The sequence below is a fragment of the Rhodanobacteraceae bacterium genome, assembly GCA_024234055.1.
GTDB lineage: Bacteria > Pseudomonadota > Gammaproteobacteria > Xanthomonadales > SZUA-5 > JADKFD01.
In genome coordinates this window covers 729,285-750,162 of sequence record JACKOW010000002.1, presented here as the reverse complement: position 1 = coordinate 750,162, position 20,878 = coordinate 729,285, and the positions used below count along the sequence as shown (strand labels likewise).

The following is a 20,878-nucleotide window of genomic DNA, read 5'->3' as shown; positions in this document are numbered from 1 at the left end:
CCTAGCAGCCTGTCGGACTTGAAAAGAATCGGCTGCAAATCCGCCTGCGCGGTCCATATTTCGCCGCTTTTTTGGGCAATAGAAGAACTATTGCCCTGCAAAATCGTCAAAATCTGGCCTCGCGCAGTCGAATTTTCGCTTCGATCTTTCAAGTCCGACAGGCTGCTAGGGTGCGTGATCTGGCGTGCTCTGCTGCGCGGGGCTTGTGGCTCCGGCGCGGTCCTCTCCGAACTCTTTGGGTCTCCCATGCAAAAAACCTGGCTGGTTACCGGCGGCGCGGGCTTTATCGGCGCCAATTTCGTGCTCGCTGCGCTGGCGCGCGGGGGTGTGCGGATCATCAATCTGGATGCGCTCACCTACGCGGGCAATCTGCAGTCGCTGGCGGCGGTCGCGGACAATCCGGACCATGTGTTTGTGCGCGGTGATATCCGCGACGGCGAGCTGATCGCACGGCTGCTGGCTGAGCACCGGCCGGATGCCATCGTCAATTTCGCGGCGGAGTCGCATGTCGACCGCTCCATCGAGGGGCCCGCGGCCTTTGTGCAGACCAATGTGGTGGGCACCTTGAATCTGCTGCAGTGCACGCTGGCGCACTGGCGCGGGCTCGATGAGTCGGCACGCGCAGCCTTTCGCTTTCTGCATGTGTCCACCGATGAGGTCTACGGCTCGCTGGGTGACTCGGGCAAGTTCACCGAGACCACGCCCTATGCGCCGAACTCGCCGTATTCGGCCAGCAAGGCGGCCTCGGATCATCTGGTGCGGGCCTATCACCACACCTACGGGCTGCCGGTGCTGACCACCAATTGCTCGAACAACTACGGGCCTTTCCAGTTTCCGGAAAAGCTGATTCCGCTGATGATCCAGAAGGCGCTCACGGGGCAGCCACTGCCGGTGTATGGCGATGGCTTGAACGTGCGTGACTGGCTCTATGTGGGCGATCACTGCGCGGCCATCCGCGCGGTGCTGGAAGGCGGTCGGGTGGGCGAGGTCTACAACGTCGGCGGCGATGCCGAGTGCCAGAACATCACGGTGGTGCAGCGCATCTGCGATCTGCTGGACGAACGTCGGCCGCTGGGCGATGGCCGCGCACGCCGTGAGCTGATCACCTATGTGGCCGATCGGCCGGGACATGATCGGCGTTACGCCATCGATGCCAGCAAGCTCAAGTCCGAGCTGGGCTGGAAACCCAGCGAGAGCTTCGAGAGCGGAATCGCCCGCACCATTGACTGGTATCTGGAAAATCAGGATTGGTGCGAGCACATCCGCGATGGCAGCTACCGTGGCGAACGCCTCGGGCTGGTGGCTTCGACATGAAAACCAAAAGCGCACGTCGCGGCATCATTCTGGCCGGTGGCGCCGGCACCCGTTTGCACCCACTGACCATTGCGGTGAGCAAGCAGCTGCTGCCGGTGTATGACAAGCCGATGATCTACTACCCCTTGAGCGTGCTGATGCTGGCTGGCATCAGTGAGATTCTGGTGATCAACACGCCGCACGAGCAGGCGCTGTTCCAGCGGCTGCTGGGCGATGGTTCGCAGTGGGGTCTGAACATCCAGTACGCCGTGCAGGATCAGCCCAATGGACTTGCCGAGGCCTTCATCATCGGTCGCGAGTTCGTGGGTGATCGGCCCTCCTGCCTGATTCTGGGCGACAACATCTTCTACGGGCAGGGCCTGTCGCAGATGCTGGCGCGGGCGGATGCGCGCACCTCGGGGGCTTCGGTGTTCGGCTACTACGTGCGTGACCCCGAGCGCTACGGCGTGGCCGAGTTCGGGGCCGATGGCAAGGTGCTGTCGATCGAGGAAAAGCCGGCCAAACCCAAATCCAACTACGCCGTCACCGGCCTCTATTTCTACGACACCCGCGCCTGCGATTTTGCTGCCAACCTCAAGCCTTCGCCGCGTGGCGAACTGGAGATCACCGATCTCAACCGCTGCTATCTGCAGGACGACAGCCTGCAGGTGGAACGCATGGGTCGCGGCTATGCCTGGCTGGATACCGGCACCCATGATTCGCTGACGCAAGCCGGCAATTTCATCCAGACCATCGAAGAGCGTCAGGGCCTGAAGATTGCGTGCCCCGAGGAAATCGCCTTCGAGCAGGGTTGGATCGATGCCGCGCAACTGCTGAAACTGGCCGAGCCGCTGGCCAAGAGCGGCTATGGCGCCTACCTCAAGAATCTGGTGCGCGCATGAAGGTGCTGGACACCCCGCTGCCGGGCGTGAAGCTGATCGAGCCGGCCGTCTATGGCGACGCCCGCGGCTATTTCTTCGAGGCGTTCAACCGCGGCCGTTTTGGCGAGCACGGCCTGCCGACGGATTTTCCGCAGGCCAACACCTCTCGCTCCGCCCGCGGTGTGCTGCGTGGATTGCACCATCAATGGCCCAAGCCGCAGGGCAAGCTGGTGTCGGTGCTGGAAGGCAGTGTCTTCGACGTGGCGGTCGACATCCGCCGCAGTTCCGCTACTTTCGGACAATGGTTCGGTGCCGAGCTCGGCGTCGATAATCACCGCATGATGTATGTGCCGCCCGGCTTCCTGCATGGTTTCGTTGTCACCAGCGAGTACGCCACCTTTTCCTATCTGTGCACCGAGTTGTATGACGCCAGCTGCGATCGATCGGTGGCCTGGAATGATCCGGATATTGGCGTCGAATGGCCCACGCAGTCGCCGCTGCTGTCGGGCAAGGATCAGCAGGCGCCGCGACTCAAGGATGTGGCGCTGCATGATCTGCCGGAGCTCTGAACCATGCGTATCCTGATTCTGGGCGCCGCCGGGCAGGTGGGGTTCGAGTTGGTGCGCAGCCTGTCGGGCATGGGCGAGATCGTGGCCGCCGACCGCCTGGTCGATGCCGCGCTGGGTGTGGATCTGGCGCTCGACATCGGCGATCTGGCGACACTCAAGTCGCGGCTGCTCGAATTGGCACCGGCCGTGATCATCAATGCCGCTGCCTACACCGCGGTTGATCTGGCCGAGGACGAGCCGGAGATCGCCAATCGCATCAATCATCTGGCGTTGGCGGAGCTGGGTGCGGCGGCGAAACAGCTGGGCGCGCTGGTGGTGCATTACTCCACCGACTATGTCTTCGCCGGTGGCGATCAGAGCCCGCTGCGTGAGGATCACGCCACCGGGCCGGTCAGCGTCTACGGTGCTTCCAAGCTGGCCGGCGAGCGCGCTTTGGCGGATTCGGGCTGCGCCCATCTGCTGCTGCGCACCGCCTGGGTGTACGCCGCGCGCGGCAAGAACTTCCTGCTGACCATGCTGCGCGCCGCGGCCGTGCGCGATGAGCTCAGCGTGGTCGACGACCAGATCGGCTGTCCGACCACGGCGCGGTTCCTGGCCGATACCACGGCCTCGATGGTGCGGCGCTGGCTGGCCGCCGCGGCGGCCGATCGTGCGGCGCTGGAAGGCCCCTGTCATGTGGTGTGTGCGGGTCAGACCAGTTGGTGCGGCTTTGCCCGCGCCATCATCGAGCAGGCTCATGATCTCGGCTTGCTGCCGCGAGTCACGCCCGTGCGCGCCATCGCCACGGGTGAATACGCGGCGAAGGCACAGCGACCGGCATACTCGGTGCTGGATACCCGCCGCTTGTCGGCCATTTTCGAAATCACGCCGCCGGCCTGGCGCTTGGGCCTGCGGCAAACGCTGCTGGAACTGGCGCAGGCGCGGCAAGCCCTGACCGGCGCTGGCTTTGAGGTGAAACGATGTTGATTCCCGTGATTCTGTCGGGCGGTGCCGGCACCCGTTTGTGGCCGGTGTCGCGCAAGACCTATCCCAAGCCTTTCATGCAGATGGGCGATGGGCAGTCGTTGCTGCACAAGACCCTGGCCCGGGCGCAATCGGTGGCCGATGGGCCGGAGGTGATCACGGTCACCTCGCGCGACCATTACTTCATCACCCGCGACGAGTATCGCGGTCGCATTGACGATGCCGATGCGCGCTTCCTGCTGGAGCCGCTGGGGCGCAATACGGCCCCGGCACTGGCGATGGCGGCACTCGACATCGCCCGTCGTCACGGCCCCGAGGCGCAGATGCTGGTGTTGCCGGCGGATCATCTGATTCGCGATCTGGACAGCTACGGCGCTGCCGTGCGCTCCGCCCGGGCGCTGGCGGCCGAGGGCTATCTGGTCACTTTCGGCATTCAGCCGGATCGTCCGGAGACGGGCTTCGGCTACATCCGTGCTGGCAATGCCCTCGGGCACGGTCACAGCATCGAAGCCTTCGTCGAGAAGCCGGATCTGGCCACGGCCGAGGGCTATGTGGCCAGCGGCGACTACTACTGGAACTCGGGCATGTTCCTGTTTGCCGCCGGCACGCTGCTGACCAGCATGGAACAGACCTGTCCGGAACTGCTCAGCGCCGCCCGTGCCTGCTACGCCAAGGTGCCGGCGGATGCCCGGCCGATTGAATTCGATCGCGACAGTTTTGCGCTGTTGCCCGACATTTCGGTCGACTACGCGGTGATGGAAAAGGCCGCACGCCGAGCCATGGTGCCGGCCAGTTTCGACTGGAATGACATCGGCTCGTGGAAGGCCATCAGTGATCTTGATCCCGGCGACAACGACGGCAATCGCACCGTCGGGCCGGCGGTGCTGGTGGATTCGCGCAACTGCTATGTGCAGTCCAAGGGCCGCCTGGTGGCGGCGGTGGGCGTGGATGACCTGGTCATCGTCGACACCGGCGATGCGGTGCTGGTGAGCACCCGAAACAAGGCCCAGGCGGTCAAGCAGGTGGTCGACGAGTTGCGCTCGCAGAATCACGAAGCGGCCAATGTGCATTCGACCGTGCATCGCCCCTGGGGCAGCTACTCGGTGATCGAGGACGCACCTGATTGCAAGGTCAAGCGGCTGGTGGTGAAACCCGGCCATGTGCTGTCGCTGCAGATGCACCATCGTCGCAGCGAACACTGGACGGTTGTGTCGGGCGTCGCAAAAGTACGGGTCGGCGATCGCGAATTCCTGCTCAAGAGCAATGAATCAGTGCATATTCCGGTGGAGACGCTGCACCGCCTGGAGAACCCCACGGATCAGGATCTCAGTCTGATCGAGGTGCAATGCGGCGACTACTTCGGCGAGGACGATATCGTTCGCTACGAAGACCGTTACGGTCGCGTTTGAACAAGAAGCGCTACAGAGTCTTGCCTTCGTTCAGGTAAACTCGCAACATTCATGTACAGTCAGAATCGCGCGAAGCGACGGGAGTGCCAACTAGATGCGTATTGATCTGCTCGAAGATGATCCAGACCAGGCCGAAATGATCAGCCACTGGTTGACGGAGGAAGGTCATGACGTGCGTTGGTACAAATCAGGTGGCGATCTCACCCGTGCCCTGCATCGCGACGTGCCCGATGTGTTGCTGCTCGATTGGGTGTTGCCCGAGTCCAGCGGCATGGATGTGCTGACCTGGGTGCGTCAGAGCTTTCTGGGGCGTATCCCGGTGGTGTTCATCACTGCCCAGGATTCGGAAGAGAACGTGGTGGCGGCATTGCAGGCCGGTGCTGACGACTATCTGGTCAAGCCCCCGCGTCGCCGCGAGCTGATGGCCCGCGTGCAGGCGGTGGGTCGCCGCGCAGGCGCCATTCAGCCGGCCGAAGTGTTGGCCGGATGTGATCCCTACACGGTCGATGTGGGACATCGTCAAATCAGTTTGCGCGGCAAGCCGGTGGAGCTGACCAGCAAGGAATTCGATCTGGCGGCCTACATGTTCGCCAATGCCGGACGCCTGGTGAAGCGCGGCGTGCTGCTGGAGCGCGTCTGGGGTCGCAGCCAGACCATCACCACCCGCACCGTGGATGCCCATATCAGCCGAATCCGCAAGAAGCTGGAGATTGACGAGCCGAATGGCTGGCGTCTGATTTCGGTGTACCAGCACGGCTATCGCCTTGAGCGTTCGGGTACCTGATCGCGGCAATGGCAGATTCCGTTCCTGAACCGCTGCGCCAGCGCTACATCGGCAGTTTTGCCGAGAAGCAGGCCACACTGGAGGCGGGACTGAGCCAACTCAGTGCGGATCCGCTGGGTGCCATGTCGCAGCTGCGCGCCGCGGCTCACAAGATTTCCGGTTCTGCCGGCATGTACGGATTCGAAGACCTCGGGCAGCAGGCCCGGGCCGTGGTGCATGCCATCGACGACGGCAGCGGCTCGGCACTGGTGGTCGAATTGGTGCGTGTGCTCATCGACGAGATGAAGCCCGCATAGGCAAACCTTGTCGCACCTAACTCGGTCTTGTAGCCCAGGTAAGCGCCAGCGCAACTGGGACGATGGGCCGTAGAGCCCCGGGTGCGCCTTCGGCTTACCCGGGCTACAATAGCGCGATCTACCATCGTCAATTGTCCGGCTGCGTCCTTGACGCACACGCCTTATCGTCGCGCTTGCACGCGGCCTTCGCCACTGTCGGCACAAAGGCCACCGCTTTCGCTGGCGCCAGGCTCTGTGCCCAGGCATCCAGTTTCGGGCCGATCAGCGCACCCATCTGCATCTGGGGCTCGGAGGCTTCGAAATCGTCGGCCAGTTCCCGCTCATGCACGCTCTCCCGCGCCAATTCGAAGGCGGCGGTGAGCGAGCGCGTCTGATTCAAGGCTTCAACCAGCAGGGCCCGACCGAAATAGGTGAGTTCGCTGTCGTCGCCGCAGCCGAAGGAGGGTCGATCACGGCGCGCGGCGGTCATCACCAGTGTCATCGGTGAGGCCAGATCGTCCATGAATCCGCCTGAATAGCAGGCCGACACCACGATCACGCGCCAACGGATGCCAGCCGCGTCCAGGGCTTCACGCAGATCGCCGGGGCGGATCCCGTCCAGCGCCAGCGGCTGCAGATCCACGTACAACTCATGGTCGGCGCTGCCGTGGGTGGTCAGGAACAGCACCAGCAGATCCTCGTCTGGATCCATCTTCGTGGCGATGCCGGCCAGCGCCAGCTTCAGATTGCTCAAGTTCGCCAGTGGCCATTGTTCGGTGGTGTCGGGGTGATTGAGCAAGGTCAGCGTGCGCCCGGCCATGCCGAAGCGTTCGGCAAACAGGGTCTGGGCGTAGCTGACTTCATTGCGGAACACGTCTTCGTTGGCGTCGGCGCCAAAGGCCAGCAGATAGGCGTCGGTCTGCCCGGGCACGCCCGGGCGCAAGGCCGATACGGCATCGGCAATCATCTGCGGCTGGCGATAGATCAGCGCTTCGGCGCTGCCGCGCACCCTGCGCGCAGGGGCAGTGTCGGCATCGCTGTAAGCCATGGTTTCAGGGTCGTAGCGGGGATACCAATAGGCCAATGGGTTGATCAGGAAGAAGGGCGCGGTGGTCAGGGCCGCCGCCAGCACGCCGGCACCTGCACGCTTCCACCAGCGCCATTCGGGCAACGCAAAGCCGACGATGCGCAGCAGGCTCAGCGTCCACCACAGGCAGCTCGCCACCACGATCAGCCATTGCGCGTGCTCGTCCCAGTGATCCAGTTCCTGCAGCCCCAGGCGCACGCCGAACAGTGCCAGGCTGATCCATAGACCCGCGGCACTGGCCAGTACCGCGATCGACCAGGTCATCACCCGCTGACCGGACCAGCTTCCGATCAGCGCAGCCGCAGCCAGCGCCAACAGGGCGCTGAAGGCATCGCTCTGCAGACCGTCCAGGTAGAAATCCGCAGCGTCGGCCAGCAACAAGCGGTCACGGCCGATGGAGATGGCCACGCTGAGCAGCAGCAAACCCCAGAAATGCGAAGCCGGGCGCACCCGCAGCGTGGTCGCTGGGCGCACGCCGAAGGCCAGCAGGAATCCCGCGCCCAGCGTGCGCAGCAAGGCCCGCATGAGAATCAGAATCCGAGTTGGTCGAAGCTGCCGACGGCATCGTGCTCCGCTACTGCCGTGGTGCCCTCACGCACGATCTGGACCGTTTTCCAGCCTGCTGCGCGCGCGGCATCGAGCTCAGCCCCGATGTCCGACAGAAACAGGATGCGATCGGCCGGAACGGCGATGGCCTCGGCGATGCGCCGATAGGAATCGACCTCGCGCTTGGGGCCGGTGGTGGTATCGAAATGATCGCGGAAGCAGGGCCGCAGATCGCCGTCCTGAGTGTGCCCGAAGTACAGCTTCTGGGCCTGAATGGAGCCCGAGGAATAGACATACATCGGCAATCCCTCGGTCTGCCAGCGGCGCAAGGCCGCGACCGCATCGGGATAAACGTGGGCAACGAACTCGCCGCTGCGGAAGGCGTTCTCCCAGACCTGGCCCTGCAGGGCTTTCAGCGCGGTGTGCTTGCGATCAGCATCGATCCAGTCGATCAGGGCGCCACTGACGGCGTCCAGGTCGTCGCTGGCACAGCCGATTTCGGTAGCGATCTGCGCTATCCACGGCAGCACTTGCGGGTCCTTCGCGTGCGCCTGCAGATAGCCAGGCAGCGCCTGCCGCGCGTAGGGAAACATCACCTTCTGCACGAAGCTGATATCGCTCGTGGTGCCCTCAATATCGGTCACCAGCGCATCGGGACGTACGATCATGGATGCTTCCTGAGCTGCGGCAAGTGCAAGTTGCGAGGGGCGGGCAGGGGCGTCGACGCCTCAGACCCCGATCCGCGTGAAGCGTTCGGCAATGGGGTCGCCGGTGAATTTGGCCACCCAGCCGGCCGGGTTGGTGAAGATCCGGATGGCCACGAAGGCGGGTTCCGGACCCATGTCGAACCAATGCCTGGTGCCGGCGGGCACGCTGATCAGATCGTCCTTCTCGCACAATACCTCGTAGACCTCACTGCCGATGTGCAGCGTGAACAGTCCGGCGCCGGCCACGAAGAAGCGGACTTCATCTTCGTCGTGGGTGTGTTCGCTCAGGAATTTCTGCCGCAGGGCCACCTTGTCCGGGTGCCCGGGTGTCATGCTGATGACGTCTACCGATTTGTAGCCGCCTTCTTCCATCAGCCGGTCGATATCGCGCTGGTAGGCCGCAAGCACCTGTTCCTGCGTATCGCCGGGCTGAATCTCGGCATCGGCCAGCCAGCGGTCCAGGCGGATTCCGGCAGCCGCCAGGTGGCGGCGGATTTCCGTGAAATCGCTGCTCTCCAGTCGGGCCTCGATGGGCTGGTTTTCATCGTAAACACGCATGTGCGTCATCGTTGCATCTTCCTCAGTTCCAGTTCGCAATTCAGCAAGAACTCGAAGGCGTCCAGATGTCTTCGAGCACTCAGCATATCCTCCCCCCAGGTATAGATACCGTGGCCGTCGATCAGGTAGCCGTGGGTGATGGGCGTTTGCTGCAGGTAGCGATCGATCAGTTCAGCCAGTTCCTGCATGTCCTGACTGTTGGGAAACACCGGTACCTGCATGCGCGCGTCGTGCGTGGTGTAACCGGCAAAAGCCTTGAGCAGTTCATAGCCCGCCAGTTCCAGCTGGCCGGCCTGCGCCCACAAGCGGCTGGCCAGGGTCTGTGCCAGCGAGTGCGTGTGCAGCACCGCGCCGGCCTCGGGGTAGCGCCGGTAGATCTGGCAATGCAGCAGGGTCTCGGCTGACGGACGAGCATCGGTATTGACCGCCTTGCCGGCCAGATCGCAGACCATGATATCAGCAGGCGACAGCTTGCCCTTGTCACGCCCGGAAACGGTCACTGCAAGTCGATCGGCACAGAGGCGCATCGAGAAGTTGCTGCTGGTGGCTGGCGTCCAGCCGCGCTGGGCGAAATCCCGGCCGGCCTCCACGATCTGCCCAGCGCATTCGGCAAATTGGGCGGGGGAAAAATCGGACATGTATCAGGAACTCCTAAACGAGAATGATTCGCGATTCTTCCGCGATCTCCTGCGAAATATAACCGACCGTGCCGACATCTACGTCACTTGAGTTAGGTCATGCTGGCGTTCAGGCTGAACGTGGACAATTATGGTCCAGCATCGATCACCGTATCTGTTTCCACTGTAGAAGGACTTTGCCATGTCGCAACAGGATTTCAATGCCACTCGTCGCCGCTTCTTCGGCCAGGTCGCAGCCGCAGGTGTGGGTGTTGCCGCCGGCGTCGCGTTGACCAGCCAGAGCTTTGCCCAGGGCGCATTGCCGGAACTCGGAGAGACCGAGCCGACCGCAGCAGCACTGGGCTACAAGGCCGACACCACCAAGGTGGATGCGGCCAAGTATCCGAATCACAAGCCGGAGCAGGCCTGCGCCAACTGCAATCTGGTCCAGGGCAAGGACGGCGATGCGCTGCGTCCGTGCGCGATCTTCCCTGGCAAGGGCGTGCACCCCAACGGCTGGTGTGCCGCCTACGTGCCGAAGAAGGCCTGAGCCCACGATAGTCCTGAGACTGCGTGCCCGTTTGGGCATGCAGTCTGCTCCCCGGTTCCCGATGACTTAGACTGCCGCCTTCCTGGTCGTCGGCGTCATCATGTTTGACACGCTTCCGGCGCACTTGGCTGCGCTGATCGGCTTTTTGTCCGGCTGTCTGGCGCTCGGTCTGCTGGCGCTGCTTGCGGGTGCTCGGCTCCTGCGCAAACGCCAGCATGAAGCTCATGAGTCGCGGCAAAGTGAAATTGACGCGCTGACGGATCACAACGCCGAGCTGCGCCAGCAACTCGACTCCCGCGAACAGGAGCTGCTGCGCGAACGTCAGCGCAGTACCCGCTACGAACAGCAGTTGCAGCTGACCATGCGCGAACATGGCGAACTGCGCGGGCGTCTGGCGCGGCTGGAACTCACTGATCAGACCCTGACGCGGCGCGAACGCGAGCTCGACGAGCTGCGCGAGCGCCACAGCAAGGCCTTGGCGCAGATCAGCACGCTGGAAACCCGGTTGTCCGATGAGCTGCGCGCCGCGGCAGAGAAGCTCGACTTCCTTGGGCGCGTACGCCAGGAATTCAGCGACAGTTTCAAGGTGCTGGCCGGCGAAGTGCTGCATGAGCGCAGTCAGGCGCTGGTGGCCGACAACAGCGCCCAGATCGGCAGCCTGCTGAATCCGGTGCGCGAGCAGTTGAAGACTTTTCAGGACGCCGTCCAGCAGGCCTATGTGCAGGAAGCTCGAGAGCGTAGCTTGCTGGCGCGCGAGATCGACGCGCTGAAGACCCTGAACCAGCAGCTCAGTGGCGAGGCCCTGAACCTGACCCGGGCACTGCGCGGCGATACCCGCGTGCAGGGGGCCTGGGGCGAGCTGATCCTCTCACGCATCCTGGAGGCCTCGGGCCTGGTCGAGGGCCGCGAATACACGACGCAAGTCGTGCTCCGCGATGAAGACGGCAGCCGGCCGCGCCCGGATGTGATCGTGCATCTGCCGCAGGAACGCGATCTGATCATCGACGCCAAAGTCTCGCTCACCGCCTACGAACGCTGCGTCAATGCCGAAACCGAGCTCGACCGCGCTGCCGCACTCAGTGAACACCTGGGATCGCTGCGCCGGCATGTCGATGGCCTCAGCCGCCGCGACTACGCCGCACTGCTGGACGGCCGCGCGCTCGATTTCGTGCTGCTGTTCGTGCCGGTGGAATCGGCACTGATCGAGGCCGTGCGTGCCGATCCGGGGCTCTACGAGTATGCGCTTAACCGCAACATCGCCATCGTCTCGCCCTCGACCCTGTTGGCCACGCTGCGCGCCGCCAGTCATCTGTGGAAGCAGGAACAGCGCAACCGCAACGCTCAGGACATCGCCCAGCGCGCCGGCAAGCTCTACGACAAGTTCGTCGGATTCGTCGCCGATCTCGACAGCGTGCGTCTGGCCTTGAGCCGTGCTCAGAGCGAACTCGACCAGGCTTACGCCAAACTCAGCACCGGCAAGGGCAATCTGGTGCGCCAGACCGAACAGCTGCGCGAACTGGGTGCGCGGCACCAGAAGGCGTTGCCGGCGGATCTGGTGGCTGATGCGGGTGACGAGGAGTAGGTTGAGGGTGTGACATCGCCGATCGCTGGCAAGCATGGAGCGGCTTTGAGGAGGGACGCGCGCCTGCGCGGCCGCTCTGGCTCTGCGAGAGGGCAAGAGCGGCGCCGCAGCCACCTGTTTCGGCCCGAAACTGCCCACGGGCGATGAACCGCAAGTTCGCCCGTAGGAGCGACCTCGCGTCGCGACCGGCACCGCGACGACCCCGTCCTGAGGCAGGTCGCGGCAAGAAGCCGGACGCAGAGAACACGAAGGAAAAGCAGAGAGAACACGAAGAAGAGCGTGAACATCTTCGATCTGCCCGGAAAACGGTCGTGCGTAGCCCGTTGTGCCGCGCAGCGGCTCAGCGGAGCGCTTTCGCGTCACCGCCCGCAGAGCGCTGCGCGCACTTCGAGCTACGACAGGCGGATTTGCGCCAAATTCGTCAAATCAACAACTTGCGATATGGGTTCATGGAGAGCGAAGCGAAGCAATCCAGGGACGTGCCGCAAAACACTGGATTGCTTCGTCGCCACGCTTCTCGCAACGACGCATCAATAACTTGTCACATGGGTTCATGGGGAGGCTGGGAGCGTCGGTCGGACGGACCTCGAAGTCGTGGCTCCGCTCGCCCATCAAGCTATGACCAAGGGACGGCTTGGTGGCGAACGCCGCGGATGAGTTGAACAATCGTCATTTTGTGTGATCAGATCGCGACCCCGAGGTCCAGTCGTGTGTCGCATGTCATTTGTCTTGCCGCCAAAAGCGGCTGATTCGAGGTCGATTCCTTGGCGCGCCTGCGGGTTGTTGCTGACGTGGGTGCTTTCGTGCCAGCCGTTATTGGCGTGGGATTCCTCGGTGCCGGTCACGGTCAATGCGACGACTGCTGCGCCAAAGGTGCGGCAGCTGATCGGCGCGGCCGACGGCGGCTATTGGCTGGTCGCGGAGCACGGATCGGTGGTCCATAGCCTGGATCGCTACCGGGCTGATGGCAGTCTGGCAGGTCGCAGCTTTGAGTCAGAGGTGCGCGAATGGACCAGCGGCGACTCGTCATTCGATCGGCTATTCGAGCAGGCCGACGGCACGGTCGCCGCATTGTCCGGAGTTGATGTGTTGCTGAGCTTCGGCGCTGATGCGCAGCCGCTTTGGCAAAGCGAGTTCAGTCGCGATCTGGTGTATTGCCGCAATGCGGTCAAGACGCCCTCGGGCGCATGGTGGCTCAGTTGCCAAGACGACCTCCCGGACGTGGGTTTGCATCGGCATGATCGTATGGGGCGTGATCTGGGTCGCTTCGGGCCGGCAGTAGGCGAGTTCTCTGCGCGTTCCCGGGCTGTCGCCGTACCTGGCAGTGAAGCGGTCTGGATTGGCGGTCAGGTGCAGGGCAGGCCTGCGGTGCTCCAGATCGATGACGGCGGCGGCGAGGTCTGGCGTTGGCAGGCACCCGATGACTGGCCGTTTGGGAGAGTTTCGCTGCTGGAGCGGCGCCCCGCGGGCGGCGTGCTGGCCTTCACCGACAACTTCGGCAGCGGTAGCCACTTGCAGGCGCTGGATGCGGCCGGAATACCGCTGTGGACCATGATCGATGACGCGCTGTTGCTCGGAAACACCCACGCGATGTACGTCAGCCCGGCGGGCGTCGTGGCCTTGCTCACGCAGTTCAGCAACCAGCGGCAGCGGTTGACGTTGGTCGACGCCGCAGGGTCGAGAAGGGGGAGTCTTGATCTGCCCGAGGGCCTGAATTGTGGCGAGAGACTCGAGTCTTGCAGCGTGCGCTTTGGCGACGACGGACAGGTGCGTCTGGTTGCGTCCATCTCGTTGGAGACGGCTCAGCGATTGCGATTGCTACTGCTGTCGCCGACTGCGCAACTTCTGGACGACCAGCTATTGCCGGACATCCTCAATCCGCAGGAAGTGATGACGTCCGCGCCGGCATTTCTGGTTCGTGCAGAGGATCGCGCCTGGCGCGTACTGGATTCGGGGCAGGTGCAGCAATTGCCGGTGGCGCCTGCCGATTCCGCTCAACCCAGTGTCCTCGGTGAGTACCAGGATGGAGATGACCGGATCATCGGCTTGGGCAGGCCGGACGAACTCGTCATAGCCAAGATTGGCGCCGAAGGACAATTGCTCTGGCAGCAACGGTGGGCCGCCGATCCCTGGGTGGAACTGTCTTGGTCGGACCGTGCCGTCCAGATCGGTGGGTCATACGTCTGTGTGGACGACGAGCGCGCCTATTCCCATGAAACCGTGTTGCGTTGTCTGGATCGAGCCACTGGCGAACTGCGTTTCGAACACCATTTCGTCGAAGGACTTCCCCGTGCCTGGGGTGTGTTTGCCAGTGGCGTTCTGGCCTATGTCGATGTCGGCGTCGACGGGCAGCTGTTAGTGCGTCGACGCAACTTGGCGGATGGTTCCGAAGTCGGCGTGCTGGAGCTTCCGCCTTTCGTTGTTTCTGAATACTTGATCTACCCGACGGGGCCGCGGTTGCGCGTAGACCCCTTCGACGGGCAGTCCATGGCTTTGGTGGGCGACGCGAGTGGTTTGCCGGGCACCACCGTTGCCGTGTTTGCTGACGATGACGAAAGCGCACGGGTGCTGAACCTGCAGAAGTCACCCTACGAATTCTGGCCAAAAGGCGAGCGCCTGTTCGCGGTACAGCAAGTGGCGGGCAGTCAAAGCTGGCTTTCTGGCCTTCGAATTCAGGTTGTGAATATTGCGGATGCCACCGAGGTCGTTGATGGCCTTCTGGCCAACGATGTATTCCCGCCGCAGCTTGCATTGCGCAAATCTGCGGGACCGGACCATCTGCACTTGTTGATTGAAGGTGTAGAGGGGCAAGCAGCCGGCGGCGTGGCCTCAGGGACGCGGTTGATCGCCTTGCCCCGCGACGGTTCGAGCATAGCGTGGAGCCGGGACATCCCCACAGTGTCCGGATCGGTGGTCGATCTGGCCTCCGTAGCCTCGCGAAATGCGGCCTTGGTGGTCGGAAAAAATGGCGGCGCCTTGCAGTTGTCCCTGTACGACAGTACCGATGGCGCCTTGCTGGAAACCCGCGCCTACCCTTGCGGCGGCGGTCAGAACTGTTTTGCCCGTGCGCGTTCGTTGAAACCCGTGCAGCAGCGCTATCGGATTCTGAGCAATAGCCTCGCCAGCCAGGGTGGCAGAACACTGATCGCTCACTCGGTAGACCTGGCCGGCAACCGCGACGTCAGCGTAGACCAGAGCGGCATCACCGGCGTTTGGTACAACCCGATCACCTCCGGGCAAGGCTTTCTGCTGGACTTCCTGCCTGACTCGCAGACAGTGTTTGCGCCGTGGTTCACGTTCGCCGACCAGCAGCGCTACCAAGATCAGTCAGCGGTGCGCTGGTACTCGCTCTTTGGCCTGCCCGCGCCCGGTGCCAAGCGGGTGGCGCTGGACATCCTGCGCAACGCCGGCGGCAGCTTCGCGGGTGGGCCCGAAACCACCAGCATTGTCGTGGGTACGGCCGAGCTGAGTTTTCACGATTGTGATCACGCCACGCTGTCGTATCAGTTCTATCCACCCTTCGAATCGGCTCGCATGGGCAGCATGCCGTGGCAGCGGATCGGATCACGCGTGCGCCCCTGCAATCTTGCCGACGGCAGCATTCAATCGCCGCAACTGATCGCACCGGATTCGCAGGGCTTCAGTCTGCGACAGTCAGGCACCTGGTTTGATCCGATCAGCTCGGGGCAAGGCATGAAGATCGAGGTGCTGCCCGCTTCAGCCCAGCAATCCGGACTGCTGTTTGCGGCCTGGTTCACCTACGACCCGCAGACGCCGGGAGACGATGCTGCGGCTCAAGACTGGCTGATCATGCAGGGCGATCTGGCCACGGCGCAGCAGGGAGTGGTCCAGGTGCCCGTGTTTCGTGTTGTCGGTGGTGAACTCGATCGTGTCGCGACCAGCAATCTGTTTCAGATCGGCGTCGCACAGTTCCAGTTTCAGGGCTGCGATCGACTGCGAGTGCAATACCAGTTCGATGTCAGTGCCGAAGCCGCGGATCACGTCGGACTGAACGGCGTGTTGAATCTCGAACGCATTGGTGGCTGTGGGGTGGCGGGGAGCCACTAGCCCGCATTTCTCACACCTGTTGCGGAAGATCGCGCAGGGCTTTGCGACTAGCGCAAGGCGCGACGACGAGGAATGGTGATTCCATTGCGAGGAGGAGCAACGCAGCGATAGTCGCAAAGAACGCGCGAGGTCCGCAAAGCGGGCAGATGCAGCCGTACACTCTCCCATTGCTGTGTGGCCACCGATTCGCCTTGCGCCACAACGGGATCACGGCATCTGCTCGCGCAGGTGTGAGAAATGGGGGCTAGCCTGCGGGTTCCCTGGTAGGAGCGCCCTTGCGGCGCGATCGCTGTTGCGGTGCGCAGCGAGCGGTCGCGCCGCAAGGGCGCTCCTCAAGGCATGTCGATGTCACACGGCTGCTCACGCGGCTGGAAATACGTGCACCAGTGCCGCAACTGCTGCCCGCGAAACCCGTTCAGAGGATCGCTGGCTTGGTTGCGAGGCGGCTGCTACCACGGGCTCACTGCAGTCGTATGACGTTGATATAGGAAACGTCCATGCTTGCCGAGTTGCCGGACGCCGGAGCGGCGGACGACTCAAAGGCCTTCAATGCAAGGCAGGTGCCTGCATTCATGTACAGGATTTCTCTACCACTGACGCTGTAGTAGAGCTGGGAATCCAGAATCATGCTTTCATATGCCAGCGCAAAGCCCGCCGTAGCTGATTGAAGCGCGGTGATGCTGCAGGCAGCGCCGCCCCCGCCACTGCGGGTGAAAAAGGTTGCCAACAGGACGATGTCCGGGTTGGCATCTACAAAGTAGTTGATCGAGTAGCTGATTTCGTAGACTCCGCTGGTCTGCACATTGATGACGGTAAAGCCCGAGCTGTTGTCGGCCGAAAGATCCGGGCTGGTGTCATTGATATCCAGGAATTCGGCCGTTGCCCCGCCGGTGGTTGCGAAGTTCGTGCTGTCGCTACCGCGTATTGCCAAGGCACCGAAGCCGGGCCCGGCCGGTCCCTGAGGTCCGGTCGCGCCCTGCACCCCCTGAGGTCCCTGCGAACCGGTAGCCCCCTGCGGCCCTTGCGGGCCCTGAGGGCCTGCCGGTCCGGTCGCACCCGTCAGCCCCTGCGGTCCGGCCGGACCGGTAGCGCCGATGGCTCCGGTCAAACCGGTGGGACCTTGCGGGCCCTCAGGTCCAGCCGGTCCCTGCGGACCTGCAGGACCCACCGGCCCGATGATGCAACTGACGCTGCCGTCGGCGTTGATCGTTCGGATGGCCTGATCTGCGGCGCAGCTATTGACCACGCGACGCTGTACCTGGTTGCCATCCACGTCCACCGCCCCGACACTGCCGTCGGCAATGCTGGTCGAGCCGATGCTGTTGGGCGACACGCTCACCGCTTCCACCGCCATCCCGGCAATTTGCGCCTGCGGCGTGGGCGTGATTCGGGTCGCGGGGGACAGCAGAGTGTAGCCGCCGGTCGAACTGCCCGGGCGGATGCCGATCTGCAGCTGGAAATCGCCGCTGGTCACGGCCGCACCGAAGTCCAGATCGACCGTGAATACGCCCTGGATGACGGCCACATCCTCAAGCAGCACCGGGCTGCCCACGGCTACCCCAGCTTGAGTCTGCAGTTCGAACTGCAGATCGTAGCTGCCGTTGGCCGCTTGTCCAGAATCCATCAGGCTGCCCTGGTAGCTGAAACTGTTGCTGAGCGCGAGCGCGGGGTTCGACAAACCCAACAACAGCGCCCAACTCATCGCTGCCAAACTGGCTGCCAGTCCACTATTGCGTGTCATCTGAATTCTCCTCACTGAATTGACTGATGGCAAAGTCGGCTAGTCTTCGAAGCCGTTGGCGAACAAATCCTCGCCGCGCGGAACGGATGGGCCATGGAAGCCGCCCGATAGCTGGTAGGCGCCGCCGGTGGCCGCAAGCGGATCCACGGCGGGTTGGGCCACGGTTCCGGTCAGCGCGTATGAACCCCCGGTCGCCAGCCCTGCGCCACCGGCAATCGCCTGTTTGGCGAGTACATAGGGTCCGCCGGCGGGTGGCGGCGAGCCCTGGGCCCAGGCAACACCGCCGGAGAGCGCGATGGCTGCCAGCAGCGATATCCAGATCGGTCGCCGTGCAGGGCGGGCACCCGTCCATGCTGCACGATCACGCAATGCTCGATTCATGGTGAGTTCCTGATTCAAGGTCATCGGCCCATGCAGGCCTGCTGGGTAGTAGCGTGATCTGGTGCCAAACTGGCTCATCCAATCGGCTACTCGAAGCCGTTGGCGAACACGTTGTCGGGTTCGGCCTCGAAGGCGCCGATATCGGTGCCGTCGCCGACATTGGCCAGTGGCAGGTCGATTGGCCGCGCCACGCCGCGTTGATCGGTGAGTACCCCGCTGCCGCCACTGTCGCCGGCATCGACGGCCGCGCTGCTGGCGATCAGTCCATGGGTGGGCGTGGTGCCGCCATTCAGGGCCAGCGGCAGCAACTGCGGGTTGATGTTGTTCTGATCGCTGACCTGATCGAAGAAGCTGCCATCATTGGTATTGCTGAGGTTGTAGCCGCGGGAGCGAAGGCTGGCGACACCGGTGGAGGCGAAGGTACCGAGATTGTTGGGCGCGTTGTCGGTAACGATGGTGTTGCGCACTTCGGCCGTCGCGCTGTCGCCACCCAGGGACACGCTGGCGATGCCGCCGGTGGCGGTTCCGGCGTTTTCGGCCACAGTGCTGTTGATCAGCTCGATGGACGAACTGGCGCCGGCGTCGGCCAGATTGAGGATGGCGCCATCGGTGCCCCCGGCCGTATTGCCGCTGATCGTGGAGTTGACGATGCGCAGCGGCAGCGCGCCGCTGTTGCGCACATAGATGCCGGCTGGTCGTCCGGGGGTGGTGTTGCCGTTGAAAGTACTGTCGAGGAATGTGCCCCCGGCGCTGAACAGGGAGACACCAGCGCCGCCCGCGCCGGCGAAATTACCGAGCACGTGCACGCCGGCCAGCGTGAGCGGACTCTGGCTGTCGATGCCGCCACCAAAGCCATTGACGCTGCCATTCTGCAGCTTGATGCCGGTGAGCGCCGCCACTTCCAGCCCTGAGCTGATGGTGAACAGGCGGAAGAGGGGCGCGGTACTGCCTCGGCGTATGGAGAGCTTGTCGGCGCCAGGGCCGCTGATGGTGATCGCTTTGTTGATATCGGGCAGCGCTGACTCCAGTGTGATCGCCCGGGGGCTGGCGAACAATCCATCGAGAAATACGATGTCGTTGAGTTCGGTATCGGCATTGGCGGCGACAATGGCATCGCGCAGACTGCCGATCCCGCTGTCGTTGGTGTTGATGACGGTGAAAGACCGCATCTCGACGGCGCCGATATCGGCGCCGTCACCGCCGTTCGATGCGGCGGGTGCGCCCCAGGGTCGCGGCCGGCCGCGCTGATCGATGACCGAACCCGATGTGTTTCCGGCATTCAGCGCCGCACTGCCGCCCAGCAGCAAATGAGTGGGCGTGCTGCCGCCCAGCGGGGCCAGCGGCCCGAGCTTGGGATCACCGGTCACATCGGTGCCGAGGGTGGTCAGCGCGCCGTTGTAGTCCTCGCTGAGGTTGAATCCCAGCGAGGTGATGGTGGCCGTGCCGCCGCTGGACACGCCGGTCTGGAAATTGGCGGCCCCATCGTTGGCGACGATGCTGTTGCGGATCCGCGCGCTGGCGCTGCCTGGCCCATCGGCACGCACATACACGCCGTTGGCTTCGCCATTGCCCCCTCGATTGTTGGCGACGGTGCTGTTGATCACCTCCAGGTCAATGCTGCCGTTATCGGTCGCAAGGAAGACACCGCCGGCCGCAAAGGCGTAGTTGCCTGAAATCGTGGAATTCAGGATACGCAATGGCCTTCCGTTGCCGCCAAAGGCATAGATGGCCCCGGCCAGCGCCGGACTGGTGTTGCCGCTGATGGTGCTGTCGATGATCTGGCCGCCGGCGAAAACGAAACCGATACCGGCGCCACCGATTTCAGAGCGATTGCCGCTCACATGCATGCCGGACAGGGTCAACGTGCTCCTGGTGGAGATGGCGCCACCGACACCGCCCACGCGCCCACCGTTGGTAGTCATGCCGCTCAAGCTGACGCCGGCCACGCCTTGAGCAATCTCGAAGATGCGCATGTCGCCGGCCGTGGCGGCGGGTCGGATGGTCAGGAACGCTGCGCCAGGCCCCTGGATCGCGATCGACTGATTGATCACCGGCAGTGGCGTCAGCAGTTCTATTGTGCGCGCCGATGCGAAGAAAGGTGTGGCAAAGCGGATGTAATCGCCACTGTTGGCGGCCAGGAGTGCACCGCGCAGGCTGCCCGAGCCACTGTCGTTGGCATTGGTGACGGTGCGGGTGCTGCCGACGAGGGTCAGATTGAGCGTGGCGGCACTGACGGCGCCGGTATCGGTATTGTAGCCATCCTCGAAACGCAGAATCCACCGGCCGTTGGCAGGCGTCGACAGAAACTGCGTGTTGATCGAGGTGACCGGCGGCGGGTTGCTGACGCCGGCGCCACCCGAGATCACGGTTCGGTAAGACCCGCCCGGCACTGGATTATTGGCCGCACCAATCCACCAATTGCCGGCAATCGCGGGATCGTCGGTGAAGGTGTAGCTGCCATCGAGATCGGAGGAATATCCGAAACTCGACGCGTCGAGCGCCCCGGTGCGGGCAAACAGCAGATGGCTGTTGCCGTTCGGCGCAATCAGCGTGACCCGCAAGTCTCCGACATAGGCATGGGTGGCCGTGAAGCTCACCGTGACTTGCGACACCGTGCGCAGCAAGCCCACGTCAAAATAGACATCTCGCGGTGGGCCATAGCGCTCTAGGCCGGCAGGAAGGCCATCCGGAATCGCGCCCACGTTGGTCCCGGTGTACGACTGCGCCGCACACGGCAGGCTGAGCACGGCGGCCAGGGCGGTGATCGTCAGTATCAGCAGTGCTTTCATCGAATTCCCCATGATTCGTGGCGACAGATACGTCACCAACCTGAGCGGACAAGCGCGATCTGGCGGAAAACTGGCGCA

General features: G+C 63.5%; 17 protein-coding genes. 10 read left to right on the top strand and 7 right to left on the bottom strand.

Features of this window, described 5'->3' with window-relative positions:
• The first annotated feature begins 246 nt into the window (after positions 1-246).
• The 7 genes from rfbB to H7A19_07235 all read left to right on the top strand — a co-directional run bounded on the left by rfbB (position 247) and on the right by H7A19_07235 (position 6,195).
• Positions 247-1,314 carry a dTDP-glucose 4,6-dehydratase gene (gene rfbB / locus H7A19_07265; GenBank protein ID MCP5474629.1) on the top strand — a complete coding sequence of 356 codons (1,068 nt, stop codon included), beginning with the start codon at positions 247-249 and terminating at the stop codon, positions 1,312-1,314.
• Positions 1,311-2,195: a glucose-1-phosphate thymidylyltransferase RfbA gene (gene rfbA, locus H7A19_07260; GenBank protein MCP5474628.1), complete on the top strand. Its 885-nt coding sequence runs from the start codon at positions 1,311-1,313 to the stop codon at positions 2,193-2,195. Before rfbB ends, rfbA begins: the two co-directional genes overlap by 4 nt.
• Positions 2,192-2,743: a dTDP-4-dehydrorhamnose 3,5-epimerase gene (gene rfbC, locus H7A19_07255; protein ID MCP5474627.1), complete on the top strand. Its 552-nt coding sequence runs from the start codon at positions 2,192-2,194 to the stop codon at positions 2,741-2,743. The genes rfbA and rfbC overlap by 4 nt, the downstream gene beginning before the upstream one ends.
• A 3-nt stretch (positions 2,744-2,746) precedes the next feature.
• Complete coding sequence (gene rfbD, locus H7A19_07250; GenBank protein ID MCP5474626.1) at positions 2,747-3,709, top strand: dTDP-4-dehydrorhamnose reductase; 963 nt, start codon at positions 2,747-2,749, stop codon at positions 3,707-3,709.
• Complete coding sequence (locus H7A19_07245; GenBank protein ID MCP5474625.1) at positions 3,703-5,115, top strand: mannose-1-phosphate guanylyltransferase/mannose-6-phosphate isomerase; 1,413 nt, start codon at positions 3,703-3,705, stop codon at positions 5,113-5,115. The genes rfbD and H7A19_07245 overlap by 7 nt, the downstream gene beginning before the upstream one ends.
• Before the next feature lie 94 nt (positions 5,116-5,209).
• Positions 5,210-5,899 carry a response regulator transcription factor gene (locus H7A19_07240; GenBank protein ID MCP5474624.1) on the top strand — a complete coding sequence of 230 codons (690 nt, stop codon included), beginning with the start codon at positions 5,210-5,212 and terminating at the stop codon, positions 5,897-5,899.
• An 8-nt stretch (positions 5,900-5,907) separates the two neighbouring features.
• Positions 5,908-6,195 (top strand): Hpt domain-containing protein, encoded by a 288-nt coding sequence (locus H7A19_07235; GenBank protein MCP5474623.1) that lies wholly within the window; start codon positions 5,908-5,910, stop codon positions 6,193-6,195.
• A gap of 127 nt (positions 6,196-6,322) precedes the next feature.
• Here the strand turns inward: H7A19_07235 and H7A19_07230 are convergent, their stop codons facing one another.
• From H7A19_07230 to H7A19_07215, 4 genes are read right to left on the bottom strand one after another with little or no spacing between them, the layout of a single operon-like run.
• A complete protein-coding gene (locus tag H7A19_07230) occupies positions 6,323-7,786 on the bottom strand; it encodes a hypothetical protein (GenBank protein ID MCP5474622.1) in 1,464 nt (487 codons plus the stop codon).
• Positions 7,787-7,791: 5 nt separating this feature from the next.
• Positions 7,792-8,475 carry an acireductone synthase gene (gene mtnC / locus H7A19_07225; protein MCP5474621.1) on the bottom strand — a complete coding sequence of 228 codons (684 nt, stop codon included), beginning with the start codon at positions 8,473-8,475 and terminating at the stop codon, positions 7,792-7,794.
• A gap of 60 nt (positions 8,476-8,535) precedes the next feature.
• Positions 8,536-9,081, bottom strand: coding sequence for a cupin (locus tag H7A19_07220; protein ID MCP5474620.1), 546 nt, complete (start codon positions 9,079-9,081; stop codon positions 8,536-8,538).
• Positions 9,078-9,710, bottom strand: coding sequence for a methylthioribulose 1-phosphate dehydratase (locus tag H7A19_07215; protein MCP5474619.1), 633 nt, complete (start codon positions 9,708-9,710; stop codon positions 9,078-9,080). The genes H7A19_07220 and H7A19_07215 overlap by 4 nt, the downstream gene beginning before the upstream one ends.
• Before the next feature lie 181 nt (positions 9,711-9,891).
• Between H7A19_07215 and H7A19_07210 the strand changes: the two genes are divergently transcribed.
• From H7A19_07210 to H7A19_07200, 3 genes are all read left to right on the top strand, one after another.
• Positions 9,892-10,239, top strand: a complete 348-nt coding sequence (locus H7A19_07210) for a high-potential iron-sulfur protein (protein MCP5474618.1) — start codon at positions 9,892-9,894, stop codon at positions 10,237-10,239.
• A 100-nt stretch (positions 10,240-10,339) separates the two neighbouring features.
• The gene (gene rmuC / locus H7A19_07205; GenBank protein MCP5474617.1) at positions 10,340-11,821 is read left to right on the top strand and encodes a DNA recombination protein RmuC; all 1,482 of its coding nucleotides are present in this window, start codon (positions 10,340-10,342) and stop codon (positions 11,819-11,821) included.
• 834 nt (positions 11,822-12,655) lie between these two features.
• On the top strand, positions 12,656-15,889 hold the full coding sequence (locus H7A19_07200) for a hypothetical protein (GenBank protein MCP5474616.1): 3,234 nt from the start codon (positions 12,656-12,658) through the stop codon (positions 15,887-15,889).
• A gap of 460 nt (positions 15,890-16,349) precedes the next feature.
• Here H7A19_07200 and H7A19_07195 read toward each other — a convergent pair whose 3' ends face one another.
• The 3 genes from H7A19_07195 to H7A19_07185 form a co-directional block, all read right to left on the bottom strand.
• Complete coding sequence (locus H7A19_07195; GenBank protein ID MCP5474615.1) at positions 16,350-17,513, bottom strand: collagen-like protein; 1,164 nt, start codon at positions 17,511-17,513, stop codon at positions 16,350-16,352.
• Positions 17,514-17,669: 156 nt separating this feature from the next.
• The gene (locus H7A19_07190) at positions 17,670-18,011 is read right to left on the bottom strand and encodes a hypothetical protein (protein ID MCP5474614.1); all 342 of its coding nucleotides are present in this window, start codon (positions 18,009-18,011) and stop codon (positions 17,670-17,672) included.
• Positions 18,012-18,097: 86 nt separating this feature from the next.
• Positions 18,098-20,800: a proprotein convertase P-domain-containing protein gene (locus H7A19_07185; protein ID MCP5474613.1), complete on the bottom strand. Its 2,703-nt coding sequence runs from the start codon at positions 20,798-20,800 to the stop codon at positions 18,098-18,100.
• Between the last annotated feature and the right edge of the window lie 78 nt (positions 20,801-20,878).